The organism is Actinokineospora alba, from assembly GCF_004362515.1.
Lineage (GTDB): Bacteria > Actinomycetota > Actinomycetes > Mycobacteriales > Pseudonocardiaceae > Actinokineospora > Actinokineospora alba.
Map to the genome: position 1 here is coordinate 4,141,488 of NZ_SNXU01000001.1, position 24,369 is coordinate 4,165,856.

General features: G+C 69.7%; 19 protein-coding genes. 12 read left to right on the plus strand and 7 right to left on the minus strand.

Annotation, left to right across the window (positions count from 1 at the left end; translation table 11 throughout):
* Position 1 precedes the first annotated feature (1 nt).
* The 3 genes from dapF (at position 2) to C8E96_RS19145 (ending at position 3,608) form a co-directional block, all read left to right on the plus strand.
* The gene (gene dapF, locus C8E96_RS19135) at positions 2-838 is read left to right on the plus strand and encodes a diaminopimelate epimerase (protein WP_091371616.1); all 837 of its coding nucleotides are present in this window, start codon (positions 2-4) and stop codon (positions 836-838) included.
* Between the two features lie 136 nt (positions 839-974).
* A complete protein-coding gene (hflX, locus tag C8E96_RS19140) occupies positions 975-2,426 on the plus strand; it encodes a GTPase HflX (protein ID WP_176926737.1) in 1,452 nt (483 codons plus the stop codon).
* A 150-nt stretch (positions 2,427-2,576) separates the two neighbouring features.
* Positions 2,577-3,608, plus strand: a complete 1,032-nt coding sequence (locus tag C8E96_RS19145) for an SdiA-regulated/phytase-like domain-containing protein (RefSeq protein ID WP_407642636.1) — start codon at positions 2,577-2,579, stop codon at positions 3,606-3,608.
* A gap of 143 nt (positions 3,609-3,751) precedes the next feature.
* On the opposite strand, the gene lexA is transcribed toward C8E96_RS19145, so the two are convergent.
* On the minus strand, positions 3,752-4,513 hold the full coding sequence (lexA, locus tag C8E96_RS19150; protein WP_166658050.1) for a transcriptional repressor LexA: 762 nt from the start codon (positions 4,511-4,513) through the stop codon (positions 3,752-3,754).
* Between the two features lie 207 nt (positions 4,514-4,720).
* On the opposite strand from lexA, the gene C8E96_RS34135 reads away from it, so the two are divergent.
* The 3 genes from C8E96_RS34135 to C8E96_RS19165 all read left to right on the plus strand — a co-directional run bounded on the left by C8E96_RS34135 (position 4,721) and on the right by C8E96_RS19165 (position 9,019).
* The gene (locus C8E96_RS34135) at positions 4,721-5,197 is read left to right on the plus strand and encodes a LysM peptidoglycan-binding domain-containing protein (RefSeq protein WP_228769741.1); all 477 of its coding nucleotides are present in this window, start codon (positions 4,721-4,723) and stop codon (positions 5,195-5,197) included.
* 395 nt (positions 5,198-5,592) lie between these two features.
* Complete coding sequence (gene nrdR / locus C8E96_RS19160; RefSeq protein WP_091371613.1) at positions 5,593-6,066, plus strand: transcriptional regulator NrdR; 474 nt, start codon at positions 5,593-5,595, stop codon at positions 6,064-6,066.
* 118 nt (positions 6,067-6,184) lie between these two features.
* Positions 6,185-9,019 (plus strand): vitamin B12-dependent ribonucleotide reductase, encoded by a 2,835-nt coding sequence (locus tag C8E96_RS19165; protein WP_091371611.1) that lies wholly within the window; start codon positions 6,185-6,187, stop codon positions 9,017-9,019.
* A gap of 95 nt (positions 9,020-9,114) precedes the next feature.
* On the opposite strand, the gene C8E96_RS19170 is transcribed toward C8E96_RS19165, so the two are convergent.
* Complete coding sequence (locus tag C8E96_RS19170) at positions 9,115-9,726, minus strand: LysE family translocator (protein ID WP_091371610.1); 612 nt, start codon at positions 9,724-9,726, stop codon at positions 9,115-9,117.
* 73 nt (positions 9,727-9,799) lie between these two features.
* Here C8E96_RS19170 and C8E96_RS19175 point away from each other — a divergent pair, with 73 nt between their 5' ends.
* From C8E96_RS19175 to C8E96_RS19190, 4 genes are all read left to right on the plus strand, one after another.
* Entirely contained in the window at positions 9,800-10,693 is an 894-nt protein-coding gene (locus tag C8E96_RS19175) for an RNA polymerase sigma-70 factor (RefSeq protein WP_091371608.1), read from the plus strand.
* A 23-nt stretch (positions 10,694-10,716) separates the two neighbouring features.
* Complete coding sequence (locus C8E96_RS19180; RefSeq protein ID WP_091371607.1) at positions 10,717-11,442, plus strand: SDR family oxidoreductase; 726 nt, start codon at positions 10,717-10,719, stop codon at positions 11,440-11,442.
* A complete protein-coding gene (locus C8E96_RS19185; protein ID WP_091371605.1) occupies positions 11,439-11,828 on the plus strand; it encodes a hypothetical protein in 390 nt (129 codons plus the stop codon). The genes C8E96_RS19180 and C8E96_RS19185 overlap by 4 nt, the downstream gene beginning before the upstream one ends.
* 89 nt (positions 11,829-11,917) lie before the next feature.
* Positions 11,918-12,886 carry a neutral zinc metallopeptidase gene (locus C8E96_RS19190; protein WP_166658051.1) on the plus strand — a complete coding sequence of 323 codons (969 nt, stop codon included), beginning with the start codon at positions 11,918-11,920 and terminating at the stop codon, positions 12,884-12,886.
* A 78-nt stretch (positions 12,887-12,964) separates the two neighbouring features.
* Here C8E96_RS19190 and C8E96_RS19195 read toward each other — a convergent pair whose 3' ends face one another.
* From C8E96_RS19195 to C8E96_RS19210, 4 genes are read right to left on the minus strand one after another with little or no spacing between them, the layout of a single operon-like run.
* Entirely contained in the window at positions 12,965-13,993 is a 1,029-nt protein-coding gene (locus tag C8E96_RS19195) for a DUF2293 domain-containing protein (RefSeq protein ID WP_091371599.1), read from the minus strand.
* The gene (locus tag C8E96_RS19200) at positions 13,990-14,805 is read right to left on the minus strand and encodes an SWIM zinc finger family protein (RefSeq protein WP_091371591.1); all 816 of its coding nucleotides are present in this window, start codon (positions 14,803-14,805) and stop codon (positions 13,990-13,992) included. Before C8E96_RS19200 ends, C8E96_RS19195 begins: the two co-directional genes overlap by 4 nt.
* Positions 14,798-17,818 (minus strand): DEAD/DEAH box helicase, encoded by a 3,021-nt coding sequence (locus tag C8E96_RS19205; RefSeq protein ID WP_091371590.1) that lies wholly within the window; start codon positions 17,816-17,818, stop codon positions 14,798-14,800. The genes C8E96_RS19200 and C8E96_RS19205 overlap by 8 nt, the downstream gene beginning before the upstream one ends.
* A 36-nt stretch (positions 17,819-17,854) precedes the next feature.
* Positions 17,855-19,864, minus strand: coding sequence for a prolyl oligopeptidase family serine peptidase (locus C8E96_RS19210; protein ID WP_091372803.1), 2,010 nt, complete (start codon positions 19,862-19,864; stop codon positions 17,855-17,857).
* 34 nt (positions 19,865-19,898) lie between these two features.
* Here C8E96_RS19210 and C8E96_RS19215 point away from each other — a divergent pair, with 34 nt between their 5' ends.
* Positions 19,899-20,795, plus strand: a complete 897-nt coding sequence (locus C8E96_RS19215) for a TIGR03619 family F420-dependent LLM class oxidoreductase (protein ID WP_091372800.1) — start codon at positions 19,899-19,901, stop codon at positions 20,793-20,795.
* Here C8E96_RS19215 and C8E96_RS19220 read toward each other — a convergent pair.
* Positions 20,792-22,360, minus strand: coding sequence for a mucoidy inhibitor MuiA family protein (locus C8E96_RS19220; RefSeq protein WP_091371588.1), 1,569 nt, complete (start codon positions 22,358-22,360; stop codon positions 20,792-20,794). The genes C8E96_RS19215 and C8E96_RS19220 overlap by 4 nt on opposite strands.
* Before the next feature lie 137 nt (positions 22,361-22,497).
* On the opposite strand from C8E96_RS19220, the gene C8E96_RS19225 reads away from it, so the two are divergent.
* Positions 22,498-24,333 (plus strand): Xaa-Pro dipeptidyl-peptidase, encoded by a 1,836-nt coding sequence (locus tag C8E96_RS19225; protein ID WP_091371587.1) that lies wholly within the window; start codon positions 22,498-22,500, stop codon positions 24,331-24,333.
* The last annotated feature ends 36 nt before the right edge of the window (positions 24,334-24,369 follow it).

Sequence of the window (24,369 nt, forward strand, 5' to 3'; positions counted from 1 at the left end):
CGTGGCGATCACGTTTCTCAAAGGACATGGCACGGAGAACGACTTCGTGCTGCTGCCCGACCCCGACGGCGGTCTCGACCTCACCGTCGCGCGGGTCCGCGCGCTGTGCGACCGGGCCCGTGGGCTCGGCGCCGACGGCGTCCTGAGGATCGTCCGAGCCAAAGCACTTGCCGACGCGCCCGCGGGCATCGACGGCGACGTGTGGTTCATGGACTACCGCAACGCCGACGGCTCGATCGCCGAGACGTGCGGCAACGGTGTGCGGGTCTTCGCGCGATACCTCCACGACACCGGCCTGGTCGACGGCCCCGAGTTCCCCGTCGGCTCCCGCGCGGGTCTGCGTCCCGTGGTCGTGCACCCGGACGGCACGGTGACCATAGACATGGGACCGGTTCGCCGACTCGGCAACTCCGTCGCGGTCGTCGACGGCGCGACGTTTGCCGGAATCGGTATCGATGTCGGCAACCCCCACCTGGCCTGTGTCCTCGACTCCGTCGACCTCGACAGCCTCGACCTGACGGTCCAGCCGGAATTCGACACGACCCTCTTCCCGAACGGCGTGAACGTCGAATTCGTCGCGCCGGTCGGTCCGGACGAGATCCACCTGCGCGTCCACGAGCGCGGCGTCGGCGAGACCCGTTCCTGCGGCACCGGCACGGTCGCCGCGACGGCCGCCGCCCTCGCGGCCCAGGGCGAAACCACCGGATCGTGCACTGTCCACATCCCCGGCGGGACCGTGCACGTCACGATCAGCGAAACGTCGAGCACCCTCACCGGCCCCGCCGTTTTCGTCGCGCGCGGCGAACTCGACCAAGCCTGGTGGGACGCACAGCGCTGAGCGCGGCGTAGGGGGTACCCGGCCCGCGGGCGTTCCAACCCGCGGGAATAACTGAGTCGAATACGCCGCTGAACCATGGGACTATGGGAACAACGGAATCGACGATTCCACCCGACGCGAAGGATGTGCTCACCAGGTGACAGAGGAATTCACTCAGCAGGAAATCAACGGCGCGGTGGCCGACCCGGCTGAGCTCTCCCTCGGTGACCTGGAGCGAGAAGAGCGATCATCACTGCGCCGTGTAGCCGGTCTGTCGACCGAGCTCCAGGACATCACCGAGGTCGAATACCGAAAGCTGCGACTCGAACGGGTCGTGCTGGTCGGCGTGTGGACCGAGGGCTCCGCGCTGGAATCGGAGGCCTCGCTGGCGGAATTGGCCAGGCTGGCCGAAACGGCGGGTTCCGAGGTCCTCGAAGGTCTCGTGCAGCGCCGCGACAAGCCGGACCCGGCGACCTACATCGGTTCCGGCAAGGTCATCGAACTCGGCGACATCGTCCGGGCGACCGGCGCGGACACCGTGATCTGCGACGGTGAGCTCTCGCCAAGCCAGCTGCAGCAGCTGGAGGCGCGGCTCAAGGTCAAGGTCATCGACCGCACGGCGCTGATTCTCGACATCTTCGCCCAGCACGCCCGGTCCCGGGAGGGCAAGTCCCAGGTCGAGCTGGCGCAGCTGCAGTACTTGCTGCCGCGCCTGCGTGGTTGGGGTGAGACGCTGTCCCGCCAGGCCGGTGGCCGTGCGGGCGGCGGCAACGGCGGTGTGGGTCTGCGTGGTCCCGGTGAGACCAAGCTCGAGACCGACCGGCGCCGGATCCGCGCGAAGATCTCCAAGCTGCGCAAGGAGATCAAGTCGATGACCACCGTCCGCGACACCAAGCGCGGGCAGCGGGTCGCCAACGAGATCCCCAGCGTCGCTATCGCCGGCTACACCAACGCGGGCAAGTCGAGCCTGCTCAACGTGCTGACCGGTGCGGGAGTGCTCGTCGAGGACTCGCTCTTCGCGACCCTCGACGCGACGACCCGGCGCACCGAGACCCCGGACGGCAACACGTACACGCTGACCGACACGGTCGGCTTCGTGCGCCACCTGCCCCACCAGCTCGTCGAGGCGTTCCGGTCCACCCTGGACGAGGTCGCCGATGCGGACCTGGTCGTGCACGTGGTCGACGGCGCCGACCCGATGCCCGAGTGGCAGGTCAGGGCGGTGCGCGAGGTGCTCAACGAGATCGGCGAGCGCCGCGACGTGAAGATGCCGCCCGAGCTGGTCGTGGTCAACAAGGTCGACGCGGCCTCCGAGCTCGCGCTGGCCCGGCTGCGGCACCTGCTGCCCGGCGCGGTGTTCGTCTCGGCGCACACCGGGGCGGGCATGGAGGAGCTGCGCGAGCGCATCGCGGCCCTGATCCCGCGGCCGAACCAGCAGGTCGACGTCCTGGTCCCGTACGCCCGCGGCGAGCTCGTCGCCCGGGTCCACCGCGAGGGCGAGGTGCTGACCGAGGAACACACCGCGGCGGGCACCCAGCTGCGCGCGATGGTCAAGGCGGACCTCGCCGGTGTGCTGGAGAGCTTCGCGGCCAACGGCACCTCGGCGTAACTGACCTACAAGGACAACGCGATACTGCGACATGCTGGCGGCCCGGAGTGATCCGGGCCGCCGACGCACGTCCGGGTGGAACGCGACACGCTCCGACACGTCCACCGTTGCGTGACCCCTCCGACGGCTACCGTTGGTGGGACAAGCGGAATGGGGGAGGTGGCAGTGCGGGCGTTGGTGACGACTGCGCTCGTGGCGGGTCTGGTGGGCTTCGGAGCCACGAGCGCGTCCGCGCGTGAGCAGGCTCCGCGGGATGTCTGCGTGATGGCCGACAAGCGGATCGGGGAACTGTCCGGGCTCGTCGCCGACGGCGACCGGTGGTACGCCGTCAACGACGGCGGCACCAAGTCGACGGTGTACGTGCTCACCAAGGAGTGCAAGGTCGAGCGGGTCATCAGCGGCCCGACCGACCCCTTCGACGTCGAAGACCTCGCCCGCGGCGCCGACGGGACCTTCTGGCTCGCCGACACCGGCGACAACGACAAGAAGCGCGAGACGGTCGCGCTGATCGCGCTCACCCCGGACGGCAAGACCAAACTGCACCGGCTGACCTACCCGGACGGCGCCCACGACACCGAGGCGCTGCTGCTCGACCGCGCGGGCACGCCCTATCTGATCACCAAGAACCCCTTCGGCCGCGGCGACATCTACCGACCCGTCGCGGCGATCACCAGCCCAGGGCCGACCGCGCTGGAGAAAGTCGGCTCGGTGCAGCTGACCAGCACCGACACGAAGGGCGGGCCGGTCAACCCGAGCATCGGCTCGGTCGTGGTGACCGGCGCGGCCTCGAACCCGGGCGGCACGGTGGTCGCGCTGCGCACCTACACCGACGCGTACCTGTACGCCGTGCCCGACGGCGACCTGCTCGCCGCACTCAAGACCGACCCAGTGCGGATTCCGCTGCCTGAGGAGAAGCAGGGGGAGGCCATCGGGCTCGAACCGGACGGCACCCTCGTATCCGCGTCCGAGGGCGTGGGCCAGCCGATCCGCGCCGTCACCGGGGCCGCCGGGCGGCTCGCCCCACCGCCGAAGGCGGAGGACGAATCACGCTCCGGTGGGCAGGCGGCCGCCGCGAAGGGTGCCGATGGCGGCGGGCTGGACCCGCTGCCCGCCATCGGCTTCACCGTCATCGCCATCGGCGGCGTCCTGTTTTTCATGCACCGTCGCGCAAGCCGCCGCTAGTCCGCCTCCCCGGAATTCTTAGATTTGGTCACCTGCCGTCTGACGTGCGGGTTTGGGGGTAGCCGTGGTCGGGTTTCGACACGGTCCCCTTAGGTGCGGTCAGGTGCACCGCCGTTGGGCGCGGTGCCAGGTGTCGGGCCTGTTTACAAGCGGCGCAGGACTGCGACGACCTTGCCGAGGACGGTGGCGTCGTCGCCCGGGATGGGGTCGTACGCGGCGTTGTGGGGCAGCAGCCACACGTGGTCGTCGCGGTGCTTCAGCGTCTTCACCGTCGCCTCGCCATCGATCATCGCGGCCACGATCTCGCCGTTGTTCGCGGTGGGCTGCTGGCGGACGACGACCCAGTCGCCGTCGGCGATCGCCGCGTCGATCATCGAGTCGCCCGCGACCTTGAGCATGAACAGCGAGCCCTCGCCGACGATCTCCTTCGGCAGCGGGAACACTTCCTCGATGGCCTGCTCGGCCAGGATGGGCCCACCGGCGGCGATCCGACCCAGGACCGGCACGTACGTCGGCTTCGGGCCCTCGTCGGCCGCCTCGATGAGCACCGGGGCGACCTGTTCGCCGCGCAGCTGTCCCGGGGTGGCGTCCGCGGGCAGCACGCCGATCGCGCGCGGGCGGTTCGGATCCCGGCGCAGGTAGCCCTTCTCCTCCAGCGCGCGCAGCTGGTAGGCCACCGAGGACGTCGAGGTGAGCCCGACGGCCTCGCCTATCTCGCGAACGCTCGGGGGATAGCCGAAGCGCTGGACCCACGACCGGATGACTTCGAGGACCTGACGCTGGCGTAGTGGCAGCTCAGCGCCGTCCGGGGTTTGGTCCAGCTCGGGGAAACTGCGCACGTTGCCCCCCGACAAGGGCTTCCGCTTCGGTGTCCCTGCGGGCTTGCGACCACTCGTGCCTGCCACTGCGCTGCCTCCCTGCGAACCCGGGACGGCCGATCGCGTCCCGGAGTGGATCGACGTCGATCATCTCCGGTCTCGACGTTAGTCCGCCGACCTGGGCAGATCAAACACCTGTTCGAGCGACACGCCGGACAGGTCTCGATTTTGTCGGTGCCGGGTGGTAGACATTCGCACGGACGTTCGATCGAACGGTAGTTCGAGGAGGTTGCGATGGCTGCGACTGCCGCGGTGGCGGTACCTAGGTCGGCCGGCTTGCCGGAAGGCCGATCCCCGCAGGTGGTGGCGCCGCCGAAGTCCGCGCCGCGTCCCGCCCGGCCGATCGGCCAGGGCAGGCTGCGGCCGCCGACCAGGCGACGTCGGGTGCTCGCTCCGCACGTCGTGGCGTCCCCGGCCCGCGGCCCACGGCCTGCGTCGCCGCCGCTCGTCGTGCTGGTCGGCTTGGCGGTGGTGGTCGCGCTCGCGATCCTCGGTCTCGGCTCGTTCGCCGGCGCCATGACGGGGGCCGACGTTCCGACGACGACCACCGTGGTCCGCGTGGAGCCCGGCGAGACCCTGTCCGACCTCGCCGCCCGGATGGCGCCCGACAGCGATGTCACGGCGGTGGTCGACAAGATCCGTGAGCTCAACGCGCTTGACGGCTCGATGGTCCGCGCGGGTCAACCGCTGAGGGTGCCGTCCTCCCGCTGAGCTCGACGCTTCAAACAGACTGACCCGTGCCTCGGTGAGGTGCGGGTCTTGCGCTGTCCGGGGGGAAGTTGATCTACGGTGTAGCCCGCCCGGGTGCGGCCCGGGTTCCGCCGAAAGAGTGAATAAACCGGTTCACCTGGATGTTGGAACTACTGGATGTGTACCCGGTTTCCGCTCGCTCACGTTCGGTGCTACAGCGGCGAGTCAACTTGCATCATGTGGCGTCGACGAATAAGTTCAACCCCAACATCTAGTAGTTACGCCGCTGTAGTTCGTCCACAGGTTGGGTTGAGTTACCCACAAGCTGTCCACAGATTGATCACCAAGCGTGGTCGTGGACGCCCGGACATGCGGCTACTCGGATGACCGGAGCAGAGAGGGAGGGGTGAGACCCGATGAGGTGTCCATTCTGCCGCCACTCCGACTCCAGGGTCGTCGACTCGCGCGAGGTCGACGACGGGCAGGTGATCCGCCGCAGGCGGTCCTGCTCCAAGTGCAGCCGCCGCTTCACCACCGTCGAGGAGGCGGTCCTCGCCGTGGTGAAGCGGTCGGGGGTCACCGAGCCGTTCAGTCGGGACAAGGTGATCACGGGCGTGCGGCGGGCCTGTCAGGGCAGGCCGGTCGACGAGGACCAGCTGCAGCTGCTCGCCCAGAAAGTCGAGGAGACGATTCGCGCCACCGGCAGCGCCGAGATCCCGAGCCACGAGGTCGGGTTGGCGATCCTGGGGCCGCTGCGGGAGCTGGACGGGGTCGCGTACCTGCGGTTCGCCAGCGTTTACCGCGCTTTTTCCTCGGTCGAGGACTTCGAGAAGGAGATCGCCGACTTGCGCGCCGCCATGGCGGGCGAGGCGAAGACGGATGACGACTAGACGCGCCGCGCGCACCCAGGGCGGGAGCAAGCGCGGGAAGAGACTTGAGCCGCATCGGACGGGGAGCCCGGACGTGGCCACACCAGGACAAGCCAGTGATGAGGGAGAGGGACCGGTCATGACCGAAACCGTGGGCACCCCGGCGAAGGGCGACCGCGCGGAGCGCAACGGCACGCCGAAGCAGGGGCTCAGCGTGCAGCGCGTCTACACCACCGAGGGGGTGCACCCCTACGACGAGGTCACCTGGGAGCACCGCGACGTGGTGATGACCAACTGGCGCGACGGCTCGGTGAACTTCGAGCAGCGGGGTGTCGAGTTCCCCGACTTCTGGTCGGTCAACGCGACCAACATCGTCACCAGCAAGTACTTCCGCGGCGCCGTCGGCAGCTCGGTGCGCGAGAGCTCGCTGCGCCAGCTGATCGACCGCGTCGTGAAGTCCTACGTCGCCGCGGGCATCAAGTTCGGCTACTTCGGTACGCCGAAGGACGCCGAGGTGTTCGAGCACGAGCTGACTTGGATGCTGCTGCACCAGGTGTTCAGCTTCAACTCGCCGGTGTGGTTCAACGTCGGCACCAGCTCGCCGCAGCAGGTCAGCGCCTGCTTCATCCTGGCCGTCGACGACACGATGGACTCGATCCTCAACTGGTACAAGGAAGAGGGGCTGATCTTCAAGGGCGGCTCCGGCGCGGGCCTGAACCTCTCCCGCATCCGCTCCTCGAAGGAGCTGCTCTCCTCCGGCGGCACCGCGTCCGGCCCGGTGTCCTTCATGCGCGGCGCCGACGCCTCCGCGGGAACCATCAAGTCCGGTGGCGCGACCCGCCGCGCGGCGAAGATGGTCGTCCTGGACGTCGACCACCCCGACGTCGAGGAGTTCATCGAGACCAAGGCGCGCGAAGAGGCCAAGATCCGGGTCCTGCGCGACGCGGGCTTCGACATGGACCTCGGCGGCAGCGACATCACCTCGGTCCAGTACCAGAACGCGAACAACTCGATCCGCGTGTCCGACGCCTTCATGCACGCCGTGGAGAACGATGGCAAGTTCGGGCTGCGCTCGCGCACCACCGGCGAGGTCATCGAGGAGGTCGGCGCCAAGCCGCTGTTCCGCAAGCTCGCGCAGGCCGCGTGGTCGTGCGCCGACCCGGGCATCCAGTACGACGACACGATCAACGACTGGCACACCTGCCCCGAGTCGGGCCGGATCAGCGCGTCGAACCCGTGCAGCGAGTACATGCACCTCGACAACTCGAGCTGCAACCTGGCGTCGCTCAACCTGATGAAGTTCCTCGGCGACGACGGCACGTTCGACGCCGAGACCTTCGTCAAGGCCGTCGAGATCGTCATCACCGCGATGGACATCTCCATCTGCTTCGCGGACTTCCCGACCGAGCCGATCGCCGACACCACCCGCAAGTTCCGCCAGCTGGGCATCGGCTACGCCAACATCGGCGCGCTGCTGATGGCCACCGGCCACGCCTACGACTCCGAGGGCGGCCGCGCCCTGGCGGCGGCGATCACCTCGCTGATGACCGGCACCGCCTACCGCCGCTCCGCCGAGCTGGCCGGTGTCGTCGGCGCGTTCGAGGGCTACGCCCGCAACGCCGACGCGCACCAGCGGGTCATGCGCAAGCACGCCGCCGCGAACGACCTGCTGCGCACCCACCACTCCACCGACGCCACCGTCCAGCGTGTGGCGACCCGCGAGTGGCAGGCCGCACTGGAGATCGGCACGAAGTCGGGCTGGCGCAACGCGCAGGCCAGCGTGCTCGCGCCGACCGGCACCATCGGTCTGATGATGGACTGCGACACCACCGGCATCGAGCCGGACTTGGCGCTGGTCAAGTTCAAGAAGCTCGTCGGCGGCGGCTCCATGCAGATCGTCAACCAGACGGTGCCGCGCGCGCTGAAGTCGCTGGGCTACCAGGACGAGCAGGTCGAGGCCATCGTCGAGTACATCGCCGAGCACGGCCACGTCGTGGACGCCCCCGGCCTGCGCCAGGAGCACTACGAGGTCTTCGACTGCGCCATGGGCGAGCGCTCCATCGCGCCGATGGGCCACGTGCGGATGATGGCCGCGGTGCAGCCGTTCATCTCGGGTGCGATCTCCAAGACCGTCAACATGCCGGAGGCGGCGTCGGTCGAGGACGTCGAGGAGATCTACTTCCAGGGGTGGAAGCTGGGCCTCAAGGCGCTGGCGATCTACCGCGACAACTGCAAGGTCGGCCAGCCGCTGTCGGCGGGCAAGGGTGCCAACAACGGCAACACGGCCAAGGCCGAGCCGGAGAAGGTCATCGAGTACCGGCCGGTCCGCAAGCGCCTGCCGAAGAAGCGCCCGTCGCAGACCGTGTCGTTCACCGTCGGCGGCGCCGAGGGCTACCTGCACGCCGGTTCCTACCCCGACGACGGCCTCGGCGAGATCTTCGTCAAGCTCGGCAAGCAGGGCTCCACCCTGGCGGGCGTGATGGACGCGTTCTCGATGTCGATCTCCGTGGGCCTGCAGTACGGCATCCCCCTGGAGTTCTACGTCTCGAAGTTCCAGAACCTCCGTTTCGAGCCCGCGGGCATGACCGACGACCCGGACGTCCGGATCGCCACCAGCGTCCTCGACTACCTGTTCCGCAGGTTGGCCCTGGACTACCTCCCGTACGAGAAGCGAGCCCAACTCGGCATCTTCACCGCCGACGAGCGCTCCGCGGAGGTCTCCGCGGGCTACGGCGGTCCGGCCGATGTGGACCTCGAAGGCCTGCGCACCTCGGTCGACGCCAGCCCCCGAGCGACGATCGAGGCGGCGGAGTCCACGGAGAAGTCCGAGGCACACAGCTCGACGGAGCTGCTGGAACTCCACCTGGGCAAGGCTGCTGACGCCCCGCTGTGCATGACCTGCGGGACGAAGATGCGCCCGGCCGGCTCTTGCTACGTGTGCGAGGGCTGCGGCAGCACCTCGGGCTGCAGCTGATAGCTCGTCATTGGCGCTGTGCCCGAAGGCCGTGGTGATGGATCACCACGGCCTTCGGGCATTTCTGGCCTACGCCGCGGTTCGCCGGGTCGATGTCACTTGTCCGTGAACGCCAGTTTCGCGCCCAGGGCAAGGAAAGCGCCCGCAAAAGTTCGGAGCATCCACGCCAGGATCTTCGGCCGTGAGATGACATGCGTGCGAATCGCGGCGGCGAACAGGCCGTAAGCCGTGAACACGACGAACGTCATGGCCATGAACACACCGCTCATGGCGATCATGCGCAGGAACGCGTTGGGGTCGCCCGTGGTCACAAACTGGGGCAGGAAGGCGAAGAAGAAGATCGTGAGTTTCGGGTTGAGCAGGTTCAGCACGATCGCCGAGGTGATCACCTTGCGCACCGACTGCGGGCCCGTTTCCTCCGTAACGGTCAACGCGCTCTTGTCGCGGAACGTGCTGATGGCCATGTACAGCAGGTAGGCGACGCCCAGGTACTTGAGGATCTGGAATGCCAGTGCGCTCGTGTGCAGCAGGGCCGCGAGGCCGGTGATCGCGGCCAGCATGTGGGGGACGATCCCGACGGTGGATCCCAATGCCGCCACGACACTCGCGCGTGAGCCTCGGGCCAGGCCTGCGGCCATCGTGTAGACGACGCCCGTTCCCGGCGTGATGACGATGATGAAAGTGGTCAGCCAAAACTCGACGCTCACGGCGTGGACCTCCGTGTGATGTGCCTATCCCCAGTACAGATCAACGTACAGGCCATCAGGCAGGATCCGAACCGTGGACGACGTGGTCGAATTCGAGGCGCAGCGGTCTCGGCTGTTCGGGATCGCCTACCGGATGCTCGGGTCGGCCACCGAGGCCGAGGACATCGTCCAGGAGACCTACCTGCGGTGGAGTCAGGCCGACGGCGTCGACACTCCCTCCGCCTGGCTGGCCACCGTGGTCACCAACCTGTGCCTCAACCACCTCACCTCCGCCCGCGCCCGCCGCGAGCGCTACGTCGGTCCCTGGTTGCCCGAGTCCGTCGCGACCGCGGACGGCGCACTGGGGCCGGTGGACACCGCCGAGCGGCGCGAGTCGGTGTCGTTCGCGCTGCTGGTGTTGCTGGAGCAGCTCACGCCGGTGGAGCGTGCCGTGTTCGTGCTTCGTGAGGCCTTCGCCTACCCGCATGCCGACGTGGCCGCGGTGCTCGGGCTCAGCGAGGCCAACAGCCGCCAGTTGCACCGCCGGGCCCGGCAGCGGTTGGCGGGCCACCAGCCTCGGACGAGCGCGAGCCGCGACCGTGAGCTGCTGGAACGCTTCCTCGCCGCCGCGTCCGAGGGTGATGTCGCCGGCCTTGAGCGGATGCTCGCCGCCGACGCCACGTCGTGGGCGGACGGTGGCGGCAAGGTCAACGCCGCGCGCAGGCCGGTGGTCGGGGCGAACAAGGTGGCCCGCTACCTCATCGGCCTCCTCCGCCGGTTCAACGCCGCGACGACCGCCACGTTCGTGGAGGTCAACGGTGATCTCGCGGTGCTCGGCTGGGTCGACGAGACACCGCTGGGCCTGTTCGCGCCGCAGATCGAGGGGGACCGGGTGGTCACGCTCCGGATCGTGGCGAACCCCGACAAGCTGACCTATCTGGCCGGCCAGCTGTCACGTTCCGGGGAGCTGTCCGGTCTTCAGGGATGACCGACCAACCCTGGAGGAACCCCGTGACCCCACCGATTCTGGTGACCGGCGGCAAAGGCACCCTCGGCCGTGTCGTGGTGCGCCAACTGACCGACGCACGCAGGCCCGTGCGCGCGATCAGCCGCTCGACTACACCGCCCGTCGACCTGCTCACCGGCGACGGTCTGGACGCCGCGCTCGCCGAGGTGGACGTCGTCATCCACTGCGCGACCACGCTGGGCAGCAAAGACGTTGTCGCCACCGAGAAACTTCTCGCCGCCGCCAAGACGGCCGGTATCAAGCATTTGGTCTATATCTCGATCGTCGGCATCGACCGCGTTCCGCTGCCGTACTACAAGACCAAGTTGGCGGTAGAGCGGCGGATCGAGGACTCGGGCATTCCGTGGACGACTTTGCGCACCACGCAGTTCCATGACCTGCTCGCGCTCCTGTGGTCGCGGCAGCGGCTCCCAGTCCTGTTCTATCCCTCGCTCCGGTTCCAGCCCGTCGACACCGAGACCGTGGCCGCCCGGCTCATCGACCTGGCGGGCAGTGCGCCCGCCGGTCGGGTTCCCGACCTGGGCGGACCCAGGGTCGAGAAGGCGGGCGACCTCGCCCGCGCCTACCTGCGGTCGACCGGCAGCCGCCGCCCCGCCGTCCCGCTGTGGCTGCCCGGCAAGACCTTCGCCGCCTACCGGCGTGGGGAACACCTGACACCCGAGCACGCCGACGGCCTCGTCGACTTCGACACGTTCCTGGCGAAGTCATGAGGGCGATCGTGGCGCTGCTCGCCCTCACCGAGGCCGTGCTGGGTGGGTGGACCCTGCTGTTCCCGCGCTCGTTCTACGACACCGTCCCCACGGTCGCGCTGGACCCACCGTTCAGCGACCACCTCTTCCGCGACTTCGGCGCGGCGAGCCTGGGAATCGCCGTGGTGCTCACGGCCGCCGCGGTCACGCTCGAACGAACGCTCGTCCGAGTCGCGCTGATGGCGTACTTGACCTTCGCCGTCCCGCACCTGGTCTTCCACGTGACCAGGACCGGCCACTATGGGCAGGCTGAGGGCACGCTGGTGTTGGCGGGACTCGCCACGGCCGTCGTGCTGGGCGCGATAGCGCTATCGATGACTCGACGTCTGCCGAAAGTGGTCTCGTAGCGCTCCGCATATGATGGGCACGGCCGGTTCGGGGGGACCGCACGCCCATCGGGCGCCGGTCCACAAGCGGCCGACGACGGGGGTGGCAGGTGAACGAGCCGGAGGGTGAGCGTCCGCGGACGCCCGCGCTGCCCGAGGACTACCGGGAAGTCTTCCTGTCCCAGGTCTCCGTCGTCACGATCGCCGAGCCGCCGCGCCGCAACTCGCCGCTGGTGCTGTTCGCCGTGCTCTGCATCGTGCTGGTCGGCATCGCGTGGATCGCCGTGCTCGGCAAGGTGACCTCTGGTGGTCTGTCGACGACGGTGGAGGGCACCGCGTACGCGGTCGGCGAGCACGGCGTGGGCCAACGCCCCCGCGCCGATCCGGGTTCGCTTGCCGAACTCGCGGCCAACCCGGTGCTGGTTCCCGGCGCGGCGCTGCGCTCGGCCGCGTGCGACCTGCCGGACCTCGACACGGGTGCGGGCGAACTCGAGAGCTACTACCGCAAGGGCATCACCTGCCTTGACGAGGCGTGGCGACCCGTGTTGACCTCGGTGAACCTGCCGTTCCGCAGCCCCGGGCTCAACATCGCCGACGACCCGCGCACCAAGTGCGGCTTCGCCCCGCACGAGGACGAGGCGACGGCGTTCTACTGCGCCCGCGACAAGATCATCTACATGCCGCGCGAGCGGCTGATCCGCGACGCGGGCGACGAGACGGCGTACCACCTCGCCGTCCTCGCCCACGAGTACGGGCACCATGTGCAGGCCCAGGCTGGCATCCTGCGCGCCGTCCAGGATCAGGAACGGGTCGCCGACGAAGCCGAGTTGCTCGAACTGAGCAGGCGCGTGGAGCTTCAGGCGAACTGCTTCGCCGGGGCGTTCCTGGCCGCCGTCGCCGGAAACGGTTCGGTGGACAAGGACCTGGCGCAGGCTTCCGTCGACAGCTTCGACGACACGGTGAACAGCGACACCCACGGCAGCCGCAAGAACCAGTCCGCCTGGGCGAAGGCAGGCTTCGAGGGCAAGTCCAGTGCCTCCTGCAACACCTGGCAGGCCCCCAGCGACGAGGTCAAATAACCGCGAGTCGCCCGTTCCCGACAACGAGTTCACCGTTCAGAACAGTGAGTTCGCAGTTCAGGACAGTGAGTTCGCAGTTCACGGTGCGCGCCACTCGGCGAGCACCCGCTCGATGTCGTCGCGGATCCGCTCGCGCGCCTCGGCTCGGGCGACCCCGGCCATGAGCATCGCGTCGTACTCGGTCTCCTCGTGCCGGATGGCCGCGACCACCGCGAGCGTGACCGCGTTCTCGTCCAGCGCCTGACCGGCCGCCGAACGCCCGACGCGGCCACTGGACCTTGTTCCCGCGTGCTCGGCGATCGCCTTCGCCCGCTCGATCGCCAGGCGCGGGAACAGGTCGGCGATGCGCAGCGCGAACGCCGCCTGGAACTCGACGTCCTGGGCGGCGCGCCGCTCACGGTCGCGGGCTTTGCGCCGCTCCCGAAGTTCCTCGTCGGCGAAGCACTGCTCCTCGGCGACGTCGAGCGCGCCCCGCTCGACCAGCAGTCCCCGCCGCTGGAAGCGTTTGCGGGACTTGTCCCACCGCACGACCACCGCGGCCAGCCCGCTGGCCTTGCGGGCGCGCCGGGTCAGTGCCGTGTCGCCCGACGGCAGGAACACCAGGTGGTCCATGTCCGCGCAGCCCAGGCACAGCGGGCGCTCGTCCTCCAGGAAGTGGAAGTCGCCGGTGTCCTGGCACTGCGAGCAGTACCAGTGCTTGTCCGGCTGGATGACCACGAGATCCGGCACTTTCCGCTGCCGTTCCAGCACTTTCTCCCGCCGCGCCGCGGGCAGTTCGGGGTCGGTCCAGTGGGTGCGGTACCGCTTGTCGTCGGTCCCGCTGAAGACCAGGGCCCGGCGATCCCGGGTCGCGGCGATGTAGTCCACTTCGGACGGTGCGAGCCCGCGCTCCTCGGCCCACTCGTGCAGCAGTTCGACAACCTCGGCCATCCGCTCCGCGGGCACGGCCGCGACCTGGTCCAGCTGCGGCGTCCGGCCTTGCTCCCACGACTCGACCACGCGCCCGCTGAGCCAGCCCAGCCCGGTCATCACGTCGAGCGGGCTGACGAACTTCTTGCGGCGCAGCAATTCCTCGGCGACCGCGGCCACCCGTCCGGCAAGTCTCATGAACCTTCCACCATGGTCCGGTACGCGGGTCGGAGGAACTCGACCATCGCCCGCCCACGCACGATCACCGGCAGCGGGTCGAGCTGGTCGAGCAGGGCGTCCGGTTTGTCCGCCGCGGCCGGTGCGTCCCCGGTGCGCGGGGATGGCTTGCCCCAGAAGGAATCGAGCACTGACGAGAGCGGTTCACCGACGTCCGCGGGCGCCGCGGTCACCGTGCTGTCGCGCAACGCCCGGAGATGATCCAGGAGTTCCTGTCTGCCGCGGCCGCGCCAGGCGAGCATCTCGAACGGGTCGGCGTCGAACGACTCGGCGAGCAGATAGCAGGCGGCGGCCAGGTGTTTGCACGGAACTTCCCAGTCCGGGCAGGAGCAGTCCATCGACAGTTCCCGCGACGAGTCGGGGAACAGCTTGAGTCCGACGGTGTCGAACACCGCCTCGATGTCGGCGGGCATCTCCCCGGCCAGCAGCTTCGCCATGAACAGCGCCTGCCCCGCAAGCGCTTTCTCCACTTCGATCCACTGCTCCGGGGTGAACGCCTTGATCCCGATGCGCGCCCGGTACGGCTCCGGCCGCGAGCCTTGGACCTGCGCGACGGCGATGCTGGTCGACAGCGACAGGCTCAACACCTGCCCCGCGCGCGCGTACCGCTTGCCGCGTTCGAGCCGCCCGCCCATGCCCAGCGACTCCAGCACCTCGAAGAACCGGCGGGACCACCAGGTGCGCGCGATGTCGCCGTGCTGGCTGCGCGTACGGATCCCGCCCTCGACCCGGATTGGCTTGGTCGGCTCGGTGCGCCACCACTCGTCACTCACCGACGGCCTCCGCGGACAGGGTGACCAACTCGCGCAGTTCGGCGGTGGACAGCTCGGTCAGCCAGTCCTCGCCCGCGCCCACGACGAGCTGGGCAAGCGCTTTCTTCTGTTCGATCATCTTGTCGATCCGCTCCTCGAGCGTCCCGATGCAGACGAACTTGCGCACCTGCACGTCGCGCCGCTGCCCGATCCGGAAGGCGCGGTCGGTGGCCTGGTCCTCCACCGCCGGATTCCACCAGCGGTCCAGGTGGATCACGTGGTTGGCGGCGGTCAGCGTCAGGCCCGTGCCGCCCGCCTTGAGTGACAGCAGGAAGATCGACGGGCCGTCGCCGGACTGGAACCGCTCGACCATCGCGTCGCGCTGCTTCTTGGGCGTCCCGCCGTGCAGGAAGAGCACGTCGGTATCGAACCGGGCGGCCAGATAGGGGACCAGCATCGCGCCGTAGCTCGCGAACTGCGTGAAGCACAGGGCGCGGTCGCCCTCGGCGAGCGCTTCCTCCAGGATGTCCTCCAGCCGGGCGAGCTTGCCCGAGCGGCCCGCGATGCGTGAGCCGTCGCCGAGGAACTGCGCCGGGTGGTTGCAGACCTGCTTGAGCTTGGTCATGGTCGCGAGCACCAGACCCTTGCGCTGCACGCCTTCGCTCTCCTCGATCTTGCCGAGCATGTCGTCGACAACCGCGCGGTAGAGCGTGGCCTGCTCGGTGGTGAGGTTGCAGAGCTGCTTCATCTCGATCTTGTCCGGCAGGTCGTCGATGATCGCCGGGTCGGTCTTAACCCGGCGAAGCACGAACGGGCCGGTGATCCGCCGCAGCCGGGCCGCGGCGTCCTCGTCGCCATAGCGCTCCACCGGGACCGCGTAGCGCGCACGGAACCGCGACAGCGGTCCGAGGAGTCCGGGGTTCGCGAAGTCCATGATCGACCACAGTTCGGCGAGCCGGTTCTCTACCGGCGTGCCGGTTAGCGCGATCCGGTGCCGCGCGGGCAGCGACCGAACGGCCTGCGCCTGCCGGGACGCGCTGTTCTTGATGTTCTGCGCCTCGTCGAGGACGATCCGGTCCCACGTCAGCTCAGCCAGCTCCGCGGTGTCGCGGGCGGCGAGGGCGTAGGTGGTGATGACCAGGTCGGTGCCCTCGACGGCGGCGGCCAGTTCCGGCCCGCTCATCCGGTCCGCGCCGTGGTGGACGTGGACTCGCAGGTCGGGGGCGAACTTCTCGGCCTCGCGCTGCCAGTTGCCGACCACCGACATCGGGCACACCAGCAGGGTCGGCGCGCGGCCCGGTGTCGCGCGGGCGGCGACTTCGAGCGCGAGCAGCTGCACGGTCTTGCCCAGGCCCATGTCGTCGGCGAGGCAGGCGCCCAGCCCGAGCCGGTCCAGGAACGTGAGCCAGGCCAGCCCTCGGCGCTGATAGGGGCGCAGTTCGGCGGTGAAGCCCGCGGGCGTGTCGACCGGGTCGAGGGTGGCTTCGACGGACCCGCCGAGGAGGTCGGCCAGCCAGCCGGTGCCGCCGACGTCGAGCAGCGGGACCGGGAACTCGCCGTCGTCCGGCGGCATCCCGGCCAGGTCGATGACCTCGCCCGCGGACATCTGCCCGCTGCCCGAGCGTTCGAGGAAGGCCAGGCCTGCCGCGAGCCTGCGCTGGTCGAGATGCATCCACTGGCCGCGGACCTTCACCAGCGGCACCTTGGCGGCGGCCAGCTCCTTGAGTTCGTGCTCGCTGAGGGTGAGGTCGCCCAGCGCCAGATCCCAGCGATAGTCGACCAGTTCGTCCTTGCCCAGCATGGTGTTGCGGCTGACCGTGCCCGCGGTGCCGCGCGACGCCGTGGTCAACCGCAGGCCGATGCCCGAGGACTGGCGCCACCAGGTCGGCAGCAGCACGCCGAACCCGGCCTGGTCGAGCGCGGGGGCGTGGCTGAGGAACCGGTGGGCGCCCTCGGTGTCGAGCTTCATGCCGATCGGCCGCGAGTCGCGCAGGGCGGTGTCGAGGTCGGGGAAGATCCGCGCCGCCTTCGCCAAGTCGGCGATCAGCAGCTCCTGCGGGCGGGTCACCCAGCGGTGCAGGACGCTCTCGCCGTTCCACACCTGCGCGGCGGGCACGAGGACGCTCGGGTCGTCGGCGGCCTGCAGCAGGAACTCGACCTCCCACTGCTCGGCCTGCTCCGGGGACTTCAGCCGCAGACACGTGCGGACCGGGTTCTGGTGCGCGGCGCCGGACCGCCAGGTGTCGAGCTGGCGGCTCAGCAGGTCGACCAGGGAGCTGTCGGCATCGATGTGCGGGTCCCCGGTCAGCGCGTTGAGGAACGCCCCGGACGCCTCCTCAATTGCCCGGTAACTACCCGGGGGCGCGACAGGGGAGTCGGCGAGCCTGCTTCGCGCGACCCCGTCGACCATGGCGTCGAGCAGTTGCCGCAGCACGTCGTCGGCGTCGCGCCCGTCGAGCAGGTCGGGCTCGAACTGCTCCGCGCGCGCCACCGGCGGGACGCTGTCGCGCAGTCGGGCGAACCGGGCGGCGTCGGCTCCGGAGAGCACCGGCCGCCAGCGCGCCGCCGGACCGTCGGCCTCGGTGACGATGGCGGGCAGCACCCGCCCGCGGTCGACGAGGTCTTCGGCGAGCGCGGCCACGGTGGCGACGAAGCGGACACTCGCGCCTGGCCGGATGTCGTCGTCGAGGTCGAGCAGCCGCGGCAGTTCGGCGGCCAGCGCGGCCGGTTCGCAGCCGAGGACCGGCACCTGCCAAGGCCGCAGCGTGACCTCCCCGCGCGGCTTGGCGAGGATGACCATGGGGTCGCGGACCAACTCGGGGGAGTCGACCGGCGCGGCCGGTCGGGAGGGCAGCAGGACCGGCAGCGTCCGGGCCTTGGCGGCCACGCCGAGCCGGTCGGTGAGGACGTCGGAGGGCACCGCGAACGGATGTGCCCGAGCCGTTCGACTCGCGCGGCGCGGGGGCAACTCCGAATCCTCAGCCCACAGCGCCACCTCTCCCGCAGCCGTGGCCAGACAGTGCAGCGCCAACACGCGCTAGACCCTACAGACAGGCACCGACAGGCTCGTTCACTGCAGTGTGCGCAGCAGGAACTCGTAGACGATGGCCGACATGAACGCCCGCTGCTCGTTGTCCGCCGCCGCCCCGTGCCCGCCCTCGATGTTCTCGTAGTACTTCGGTTCATAACCGAGTTCGCGCATCCTCGCCGCCATCTTCCGCGCGTGACCCGGGTGCACCCGGTCATCGCGCGTAGAGGTGATGAAGAAGGCAGGCGGATACTCCCGTCCACTGTGGACGTTGTGGTACGGCGAGAACTCCTTGAGGTAAGCCCAGTCCGCCGGGTCATCCGGGTCGCCCCACTCGGCCATCCAGGACGCGCCCGCCAACAGCAGGTGGTACCGGCGAAGGTCGAGCAGCGGGACCTGGCTGACGACCGCGCCGAACAGCTCCGGGTAGCGGGTCAGCATGACGCCCGCGAGCAGGCCGCCGTTGCTGCCGCCCTGCATGCCCAGGCGCGACGGGGTGGTGACGCCGCGGGCCACGAGGTCGCGCGCGACCGCCGCGAAGTCCTCGTACGCGCGGGGGCGGTTCTCGCGCAGCGCCGCGCGGTGCCACGCGGGCCCGTATTCGCCGCCGCCGCGGATGTTGGCGACCACGTAGGTGCCGCCCTGGGCGAGCCACGCGCGGCCCATGCCGCCCGCGTAGGACGGGGTCAGCGAGATCTCGAAGCCGCCGTAGCCGTAGAGCAGCGTGGGCCCCTTCGGGTCACGTCCGGCGACCACGAAGTAGGGGACCTTCGTGCCGTCGTCGGACGTGGCGAAGTGCTGTTGGACCGTGAGGCCCTCGGTGTCGAAGAACGCGGGCGCCTGCTTGAGGGCCTCGACCTCGCCGCCGATCTCGCCGCGCAGCAGGGTCGCGGGCTGCAGGTAGCCGCTTACGTTGAGCAGGTACTCGTCGCTGTGGTCCGGGTCGGTGTCGATCACGTCCGCGGAGCTGAGCTCGGGCGCCCCAGGAAGCGGTGCGCGCGTCCAGCCGTCCGGTCCTGGAGTCAGCGCTTCGAGCTTGGTCTTCACATCGACCAGCTCATTGAGGATCAGGTGGTTGCGGGTCCAGGAGTAGCCGGCCAGCGAACTGTGCGCGTCGGGCTCGAACAGGACCGTCAGTGAGCGCTCGCCCGCGAGGAAGGCGTCGAAGTTCGCGGCGAGCAGCGAGCCGGACCGGTAGGTGGTGTCGGCCACGGTCCAGTCCGAGCGCAGCCAGACCAGCAGCCACTCGCGGTGGGCGTCGGAGGTGGCGTCGTCCGGCACGTCGATGCGGACCAGGCCGCCGGGGGTGCGCACGAACTCCTCGGAGGTGAAGAACTCCGGGTGGCGGCCGACGAAGTCCCGCTCGAACCCGGGGGTGGAGTCGTGCACCGCGTAGGCGGAGACGTCCTCGGGCTTGCCCTCGAACACGGTGACCGCCTCGGCCAGCGGTGTGCCGCGGTGCCACTCCTTGATCACCCGCGGGTAACCCGAGGTGGTCAGCGAGCCGTCGCCGAAGTCGGTGCCGACGTAGATCCGGTCCGCGTCGATCCAGCCGACCCGGGACTTGGCCTCCGGCAGGGTGAACCCGTCGGCGACGAACTCGCCGGTCCGCAGGTCGAACTCGCGGACCACCGTGGCGTCGGCGCCGCCGCGGGAGAGCTCTACCAGCGCGAGGTGGTAGTCGGGCTTGAGGACCGCGGCACCGGCCCACACCCAGTTCTCGTCCTCACGCTCGGCGAGCGCGTCGACGTCGAGCAGGACCTCCCACTCGGGTTCGGCGGTGCGGTACTGCTCCAGCGTGGTCCGCCGCCACAGTCCCCGCACGTGGGTGGCGTCCTGCCAGAAGTTGTAGAGGAACTCGCCGCGGCGCCGCGGGTACGGGATCCGGTCGTCGGCGTCGAGGACCTCCCTGATTCCCGCGCGAAGAGAGTCGAAACGCTCGCCCGCCAGCTCGGCCGTGGTCTCGGCGTTGCGCGCCTTCACCCAGTCCAGGGCGGTCTCGTCGGTGACCTCTTCCAGCCACAGGTACGGGTCGTCGAGTCCCTCAGTCATGCCGCCAGTGTGCCGCATCAGTAGCGTGGGGCTCGTGCTGATCGGATTCGCTGCCCCGGTGTCAGGCTCGTGGGCGACAGTGGCCAACCTCGTGCGGGTCGCCGCCCGCGCCGAGGAACTCGGCTACCACTCGGTGTGGACGTTCCAGCGGCTGCTCTCGCCGCCGGACGGCAGTTGGGGTGAGTCCTACCGGTCGGTCCTCGACCCGGTCGCGGCGACGTCGTTCCTCGCCGCCCACACCAGCCGGGTGCGGCTCGGCATCGCCGTGCTCAACCTGCCGTTCTTCGCCCCGCCGCTGCTGGCCAAGCAGCTGGCCACCCTCGACGTGCTCAGCGGCGGCAGGCTCGACGCGGGCCTGGGCATCGGGTGGGCGAAAGAGGAGTACGCCGCCGTCGGCGCGGACATGGCGGGCCGCGGCAAGCGCGCGGAGGAATACCTGCCGCTGCTGCGCCGGTTCTGGACCGACGACGTCGTCGAGCACGACGGCGAGTTCTACCGCGTGCCCGCGACCCGGATGGATCCCAAGCCGGTGCAGCCGGGCGGCCCGCCGATCCTGCTCGGTGCGACCGCGGAACCGGCGTTGCGTCGCGCGGGTCGGCTCTGCGCGGGCTGGGTGAGCAGCAGCCGCGCCGACCTCTCCGCTATCGGCGATTCGGTCAAGATCGTGCGCGAGGCCGCGGCCGACGCGGGCCGCGACCCCGATCAGCTGCGGTTCGTGTGCCGAGGCGCGGTTCGCGTGCGCGCGGAGCGGACCCGTCCACTCACCGGCACGCTTGAGCAGATCCGCGGCGACTTCGCGTTGCTGGCGGAGCAGGGCGTCACCGAGCTGTTCATCGATCTGAACTTCGACCCGGAGATCGGCTCCCCGGACGTCGACCCGGCCGAGTCGATGCGCCGGGCCGAGGACGCCCTGACCGCGTTCGCGCCTTAGTCCCGCCAGCCCGACATCTCCACGCCCTTCGCGATATCCAGGCGGAAGCCGAGGTCGATCTCGGTGCTCTTGCCGGGGGCGAGGTCGAGCTTCCAGGTGACTTCGCCCAACTCGGTCCGTTCCGCCGGGTCCGGGCGCAGCGTGACTTCGCGGACGATGATCGATTCGCTTCGCGAAACGGGAACCTGGTCTATGACCGTGACCCTCGCCGCGCGCGGACCGAAGTTGCCCACCTTGATCCGGTAAGCGGCCTCTTGGCGCCGCGTGCCGCCTAGGACCGCCTTGCCCGCCGAGCGACGGACCAGTTCACGCTCGACCCGGATGCGCTCGTCGACGCCCAGCGTCAGCTCGACCTCCTCGCCCGGCGCCCACGGCTCCAGGTCGGTCGCGCCGACGAACTCCGTGTCGTGGAAGATCGACGCCCGGCCCGGTCGCAGCGTGTGTTCCGACGTGTTGGTGACCGTGGCCCGCAGGTACGCCTCGGGCCCGCGCACGGGCACGGTCACGTGGTCGGTCTCAGCGGGCAGGTCGAACGCCGCCACCGTGGTGCGGTGCGCCGTGCCGTCCGCGGGGACGGCGATGGGGCGCGCGGGCCGGTAGGTGGCCGAGGTGGCGCCCTGCTCGACAACCGCGTACCGCTCGTCCATCGCAGGCGCTGCCGCCGCCATCGCGGGCATCGGCATCGACCCGCCCGGAGCGGCGTCCATGGCCGCTCCGTAGCCGCCGCCACGCGCCATCTTGGGCGCGATCGGCCGCAGCACGTCGACGTACCAAGGCGACAGCTCGGGCACGTTCAGGCCGTCGGTGGGCTGGGCGGTCGAGAGCCGCAAGTCGCACTCCGGCCAGTCCTCGCCCGTGTGCTGGGTGACCAAGCCGAACCAGGTGACCGCGAGCGAGCCCTCGGACAGCCGCACGTCGTAGCGCGACTCCCAGTTGCCCCCGTGCACCAGATAGGAGACCTCGAACTCCAGGTCACCTGCCTCGGCGACCTCCACGTCGACGTCGACGGCCATCCGGTCCGGCGCGCGATGGCCGTAGCGGTCGTTGAGCTTGCGCTCGATCTCGTCGTGCTCCTCCTGCACCTTGCGTCGCGCGGAGGCGAGGTCGCGCTGGTCGGCCAACACGGACGCGAGCTGCCGTGCCAGTTCGTCGGACACGGACGCGACGCGCGCGGGGTCGGTCTGCTCGCGCGCGAGGGCCTTGGCGAAGGTGCCGCCCGCGTGCTTGCCCAGGTTCGTGACCATGTCCGCCCGCGCGGCAAGCACGGTCTCCTTGTCGCCGATCTCGTCGAGAGCGCGGCGGATCAGGTCCCGCTGCTCCTCCAACTCGGCGACAACGCCGTCGGGGGTTCGCGGGTGGTGCTCGGCGCGCACATCGACACCCAGCACGGTCGCCGGGCCGCGGCCGTTGACCCGCACCGAATCCGGATGCAGCGACATCGGCAGCCCGCCGATGGCCACCCGCTGCTCACCCGGCTCGAGGCCGAGCACTCCGCGGCGGGTGATCCGCGCTTGTCCTGGATAAACGGTCACGGCGACGATCGGGGCGTCGAGTCGACTGGTCACCCCGCGAGGCTACCCACGCCGGGCCCGCGCGGCACGTGTCCACAGTGGAGAGAACGACTTTCGGCGTATTGACACCCTGTGGACGTTGACGGAATGGTTCGGCCCGACCTGACACCCTGCCTCGTCTGGAGTCAACCATGAGACGTGCGCGACCCGCCGTCACGGCCCTGGCCGCCTTACTCGCCGTTCCCCTGCTCACCAGCAGCGCCTCCGCCCAGGTCGACCCGCCCAAGCCGGTCTTCGCCGACGGACAGGCGCAGCCGGTCTTCGACCCGAAGGACGTCGTCCGCCAGTCCCTCTGGGTCTCCGCGCCGGTCGACTCCGACTTCGACGGCAAGGACGACCTCGTCCACGTCGAGGTCGTCCGGCCCAAGGCCACCGAACTCGGTATGAAGGTGCCGGTCATCTACCAGGCGAGCCCGTATTACGCGGGTGGCAACGACGTGCCCAACCACGGCGTCGACCAAGAGTTGTACGTCCCCGGCAAGCCCGGAAACGGCGGCCACAAGACCGCTTCGCGCGGGTTGTCCGACGAGCGCGTCACCGCCGCGATGGGACCGAACGCGCCGATCACCTGGCGCTACGAGTCCTACTTCACCGCGCGCGGCTTCGCCGTGGTCTACGCCGAGTCGCTCGGTTCCGGGCTCTCCACCGGCTGCCCCACCAGCGGCGGCCGCAACGAGACCATCGGCGCCAAGTCGGTCGTGGACTGGCTCAACGGCCGTGCCCCCGGTGCCGACGCGGCGGGCGCACCGGTCGCCGCGGACTGGACCACCGGCAAGGTCGGCATGATGGGCGTGTCCTACAACGGCACCCTGCCCAACGCGGTCGCCACGACCGGTGTCGAGGGTCTGGAGACCATCGTCCCGATCGCGGCGATCTCCAGTTGGTACGACTACTACCGGGCCGACGGTCTGGTCGTGGCGCCCGGGACGTTCCAGGGTGAAGACCTCGATGTGCTCGCGGACTACGTCTACACGCGCGAAGACCGCGAGATCTGCAAGCCGGTGATCGCCGAGATCCTGACCGAGCAGGACCGGGTGACCGGTGACTACAGCCCCTTCTGGGACGAGCGGAACTACCTCAACGACGTCGGGAACGTTCGGGCTTCGGTGTTCGCCGTGCACGGGCTCAACGACTGGAACGTCAAGATGACCCACGTCGAGCAGTGGTACACCGCGCTCAAGCGGCACGGGGTCGAGCACAAGATCTGGCTGCACCAGTCCGGCCACGCCGACCCGTTCCGGCTGCGCCAGGCCGAGTGGATGGTGGCGCTCAACCGGTGGATGTCGCACTACCTCTACGCGATCGACAACGGCGTCGAGGACGAGCCGAAGTCGACCGTCCAGCGTGAGGACATGACCTGGCACGACGAAGCCGACTGGCCCGCGCCGGGGACCATGTCCGCCCGGCTCTACCCGTCCGTGGGCGGTTCGGCCCACGGTGGGCTGAGCGCGCGTCCGTCGTTCGGTCGCCCGGTGGTCGAGTCGCTGACCGATGACGTGGCCAAGACCGCGGAGGAACTCGCGGCCGCGGCGGCGTCGGACAACCGGCTGTCCTACGTGACCCGCCCCGCCGCGCAGCCGCTGCGGATCAGCGGCGTCGTCCGGGCCGACCTGCGGCTGTCGTTCAGCAAGCCCGCGGCGAACGTGACCGTGCTGCTGGTCGACCGCGCGCCGGACGGCAAGACGTCGATCGTGACGCGTGGATGGACCGACCCGCAGAACCGGCAGTCGCCGAGCCAGACCAAGCCGATCCAGCCGGGCAAGGCTTACGACATCCAGGTGGACCTCGTCCCGGACGACTACGTCCTGGCTGCGGGCCACAGCCTCGCGGTGGTAGTCATGTCCAGCGACTACGACTACACGCTGCGCCCACGCCCGGGTGCGGGGATCTCCCTGGACCTGTCGCACAGCTACCTGACCCTGCCCGCAGTGGGAGGTCAGGCGGCCGTCCGCGCCTCCGTTGGATAGTCCCCTAATGAACCCCTAGCCAGGAAACTGTTCACC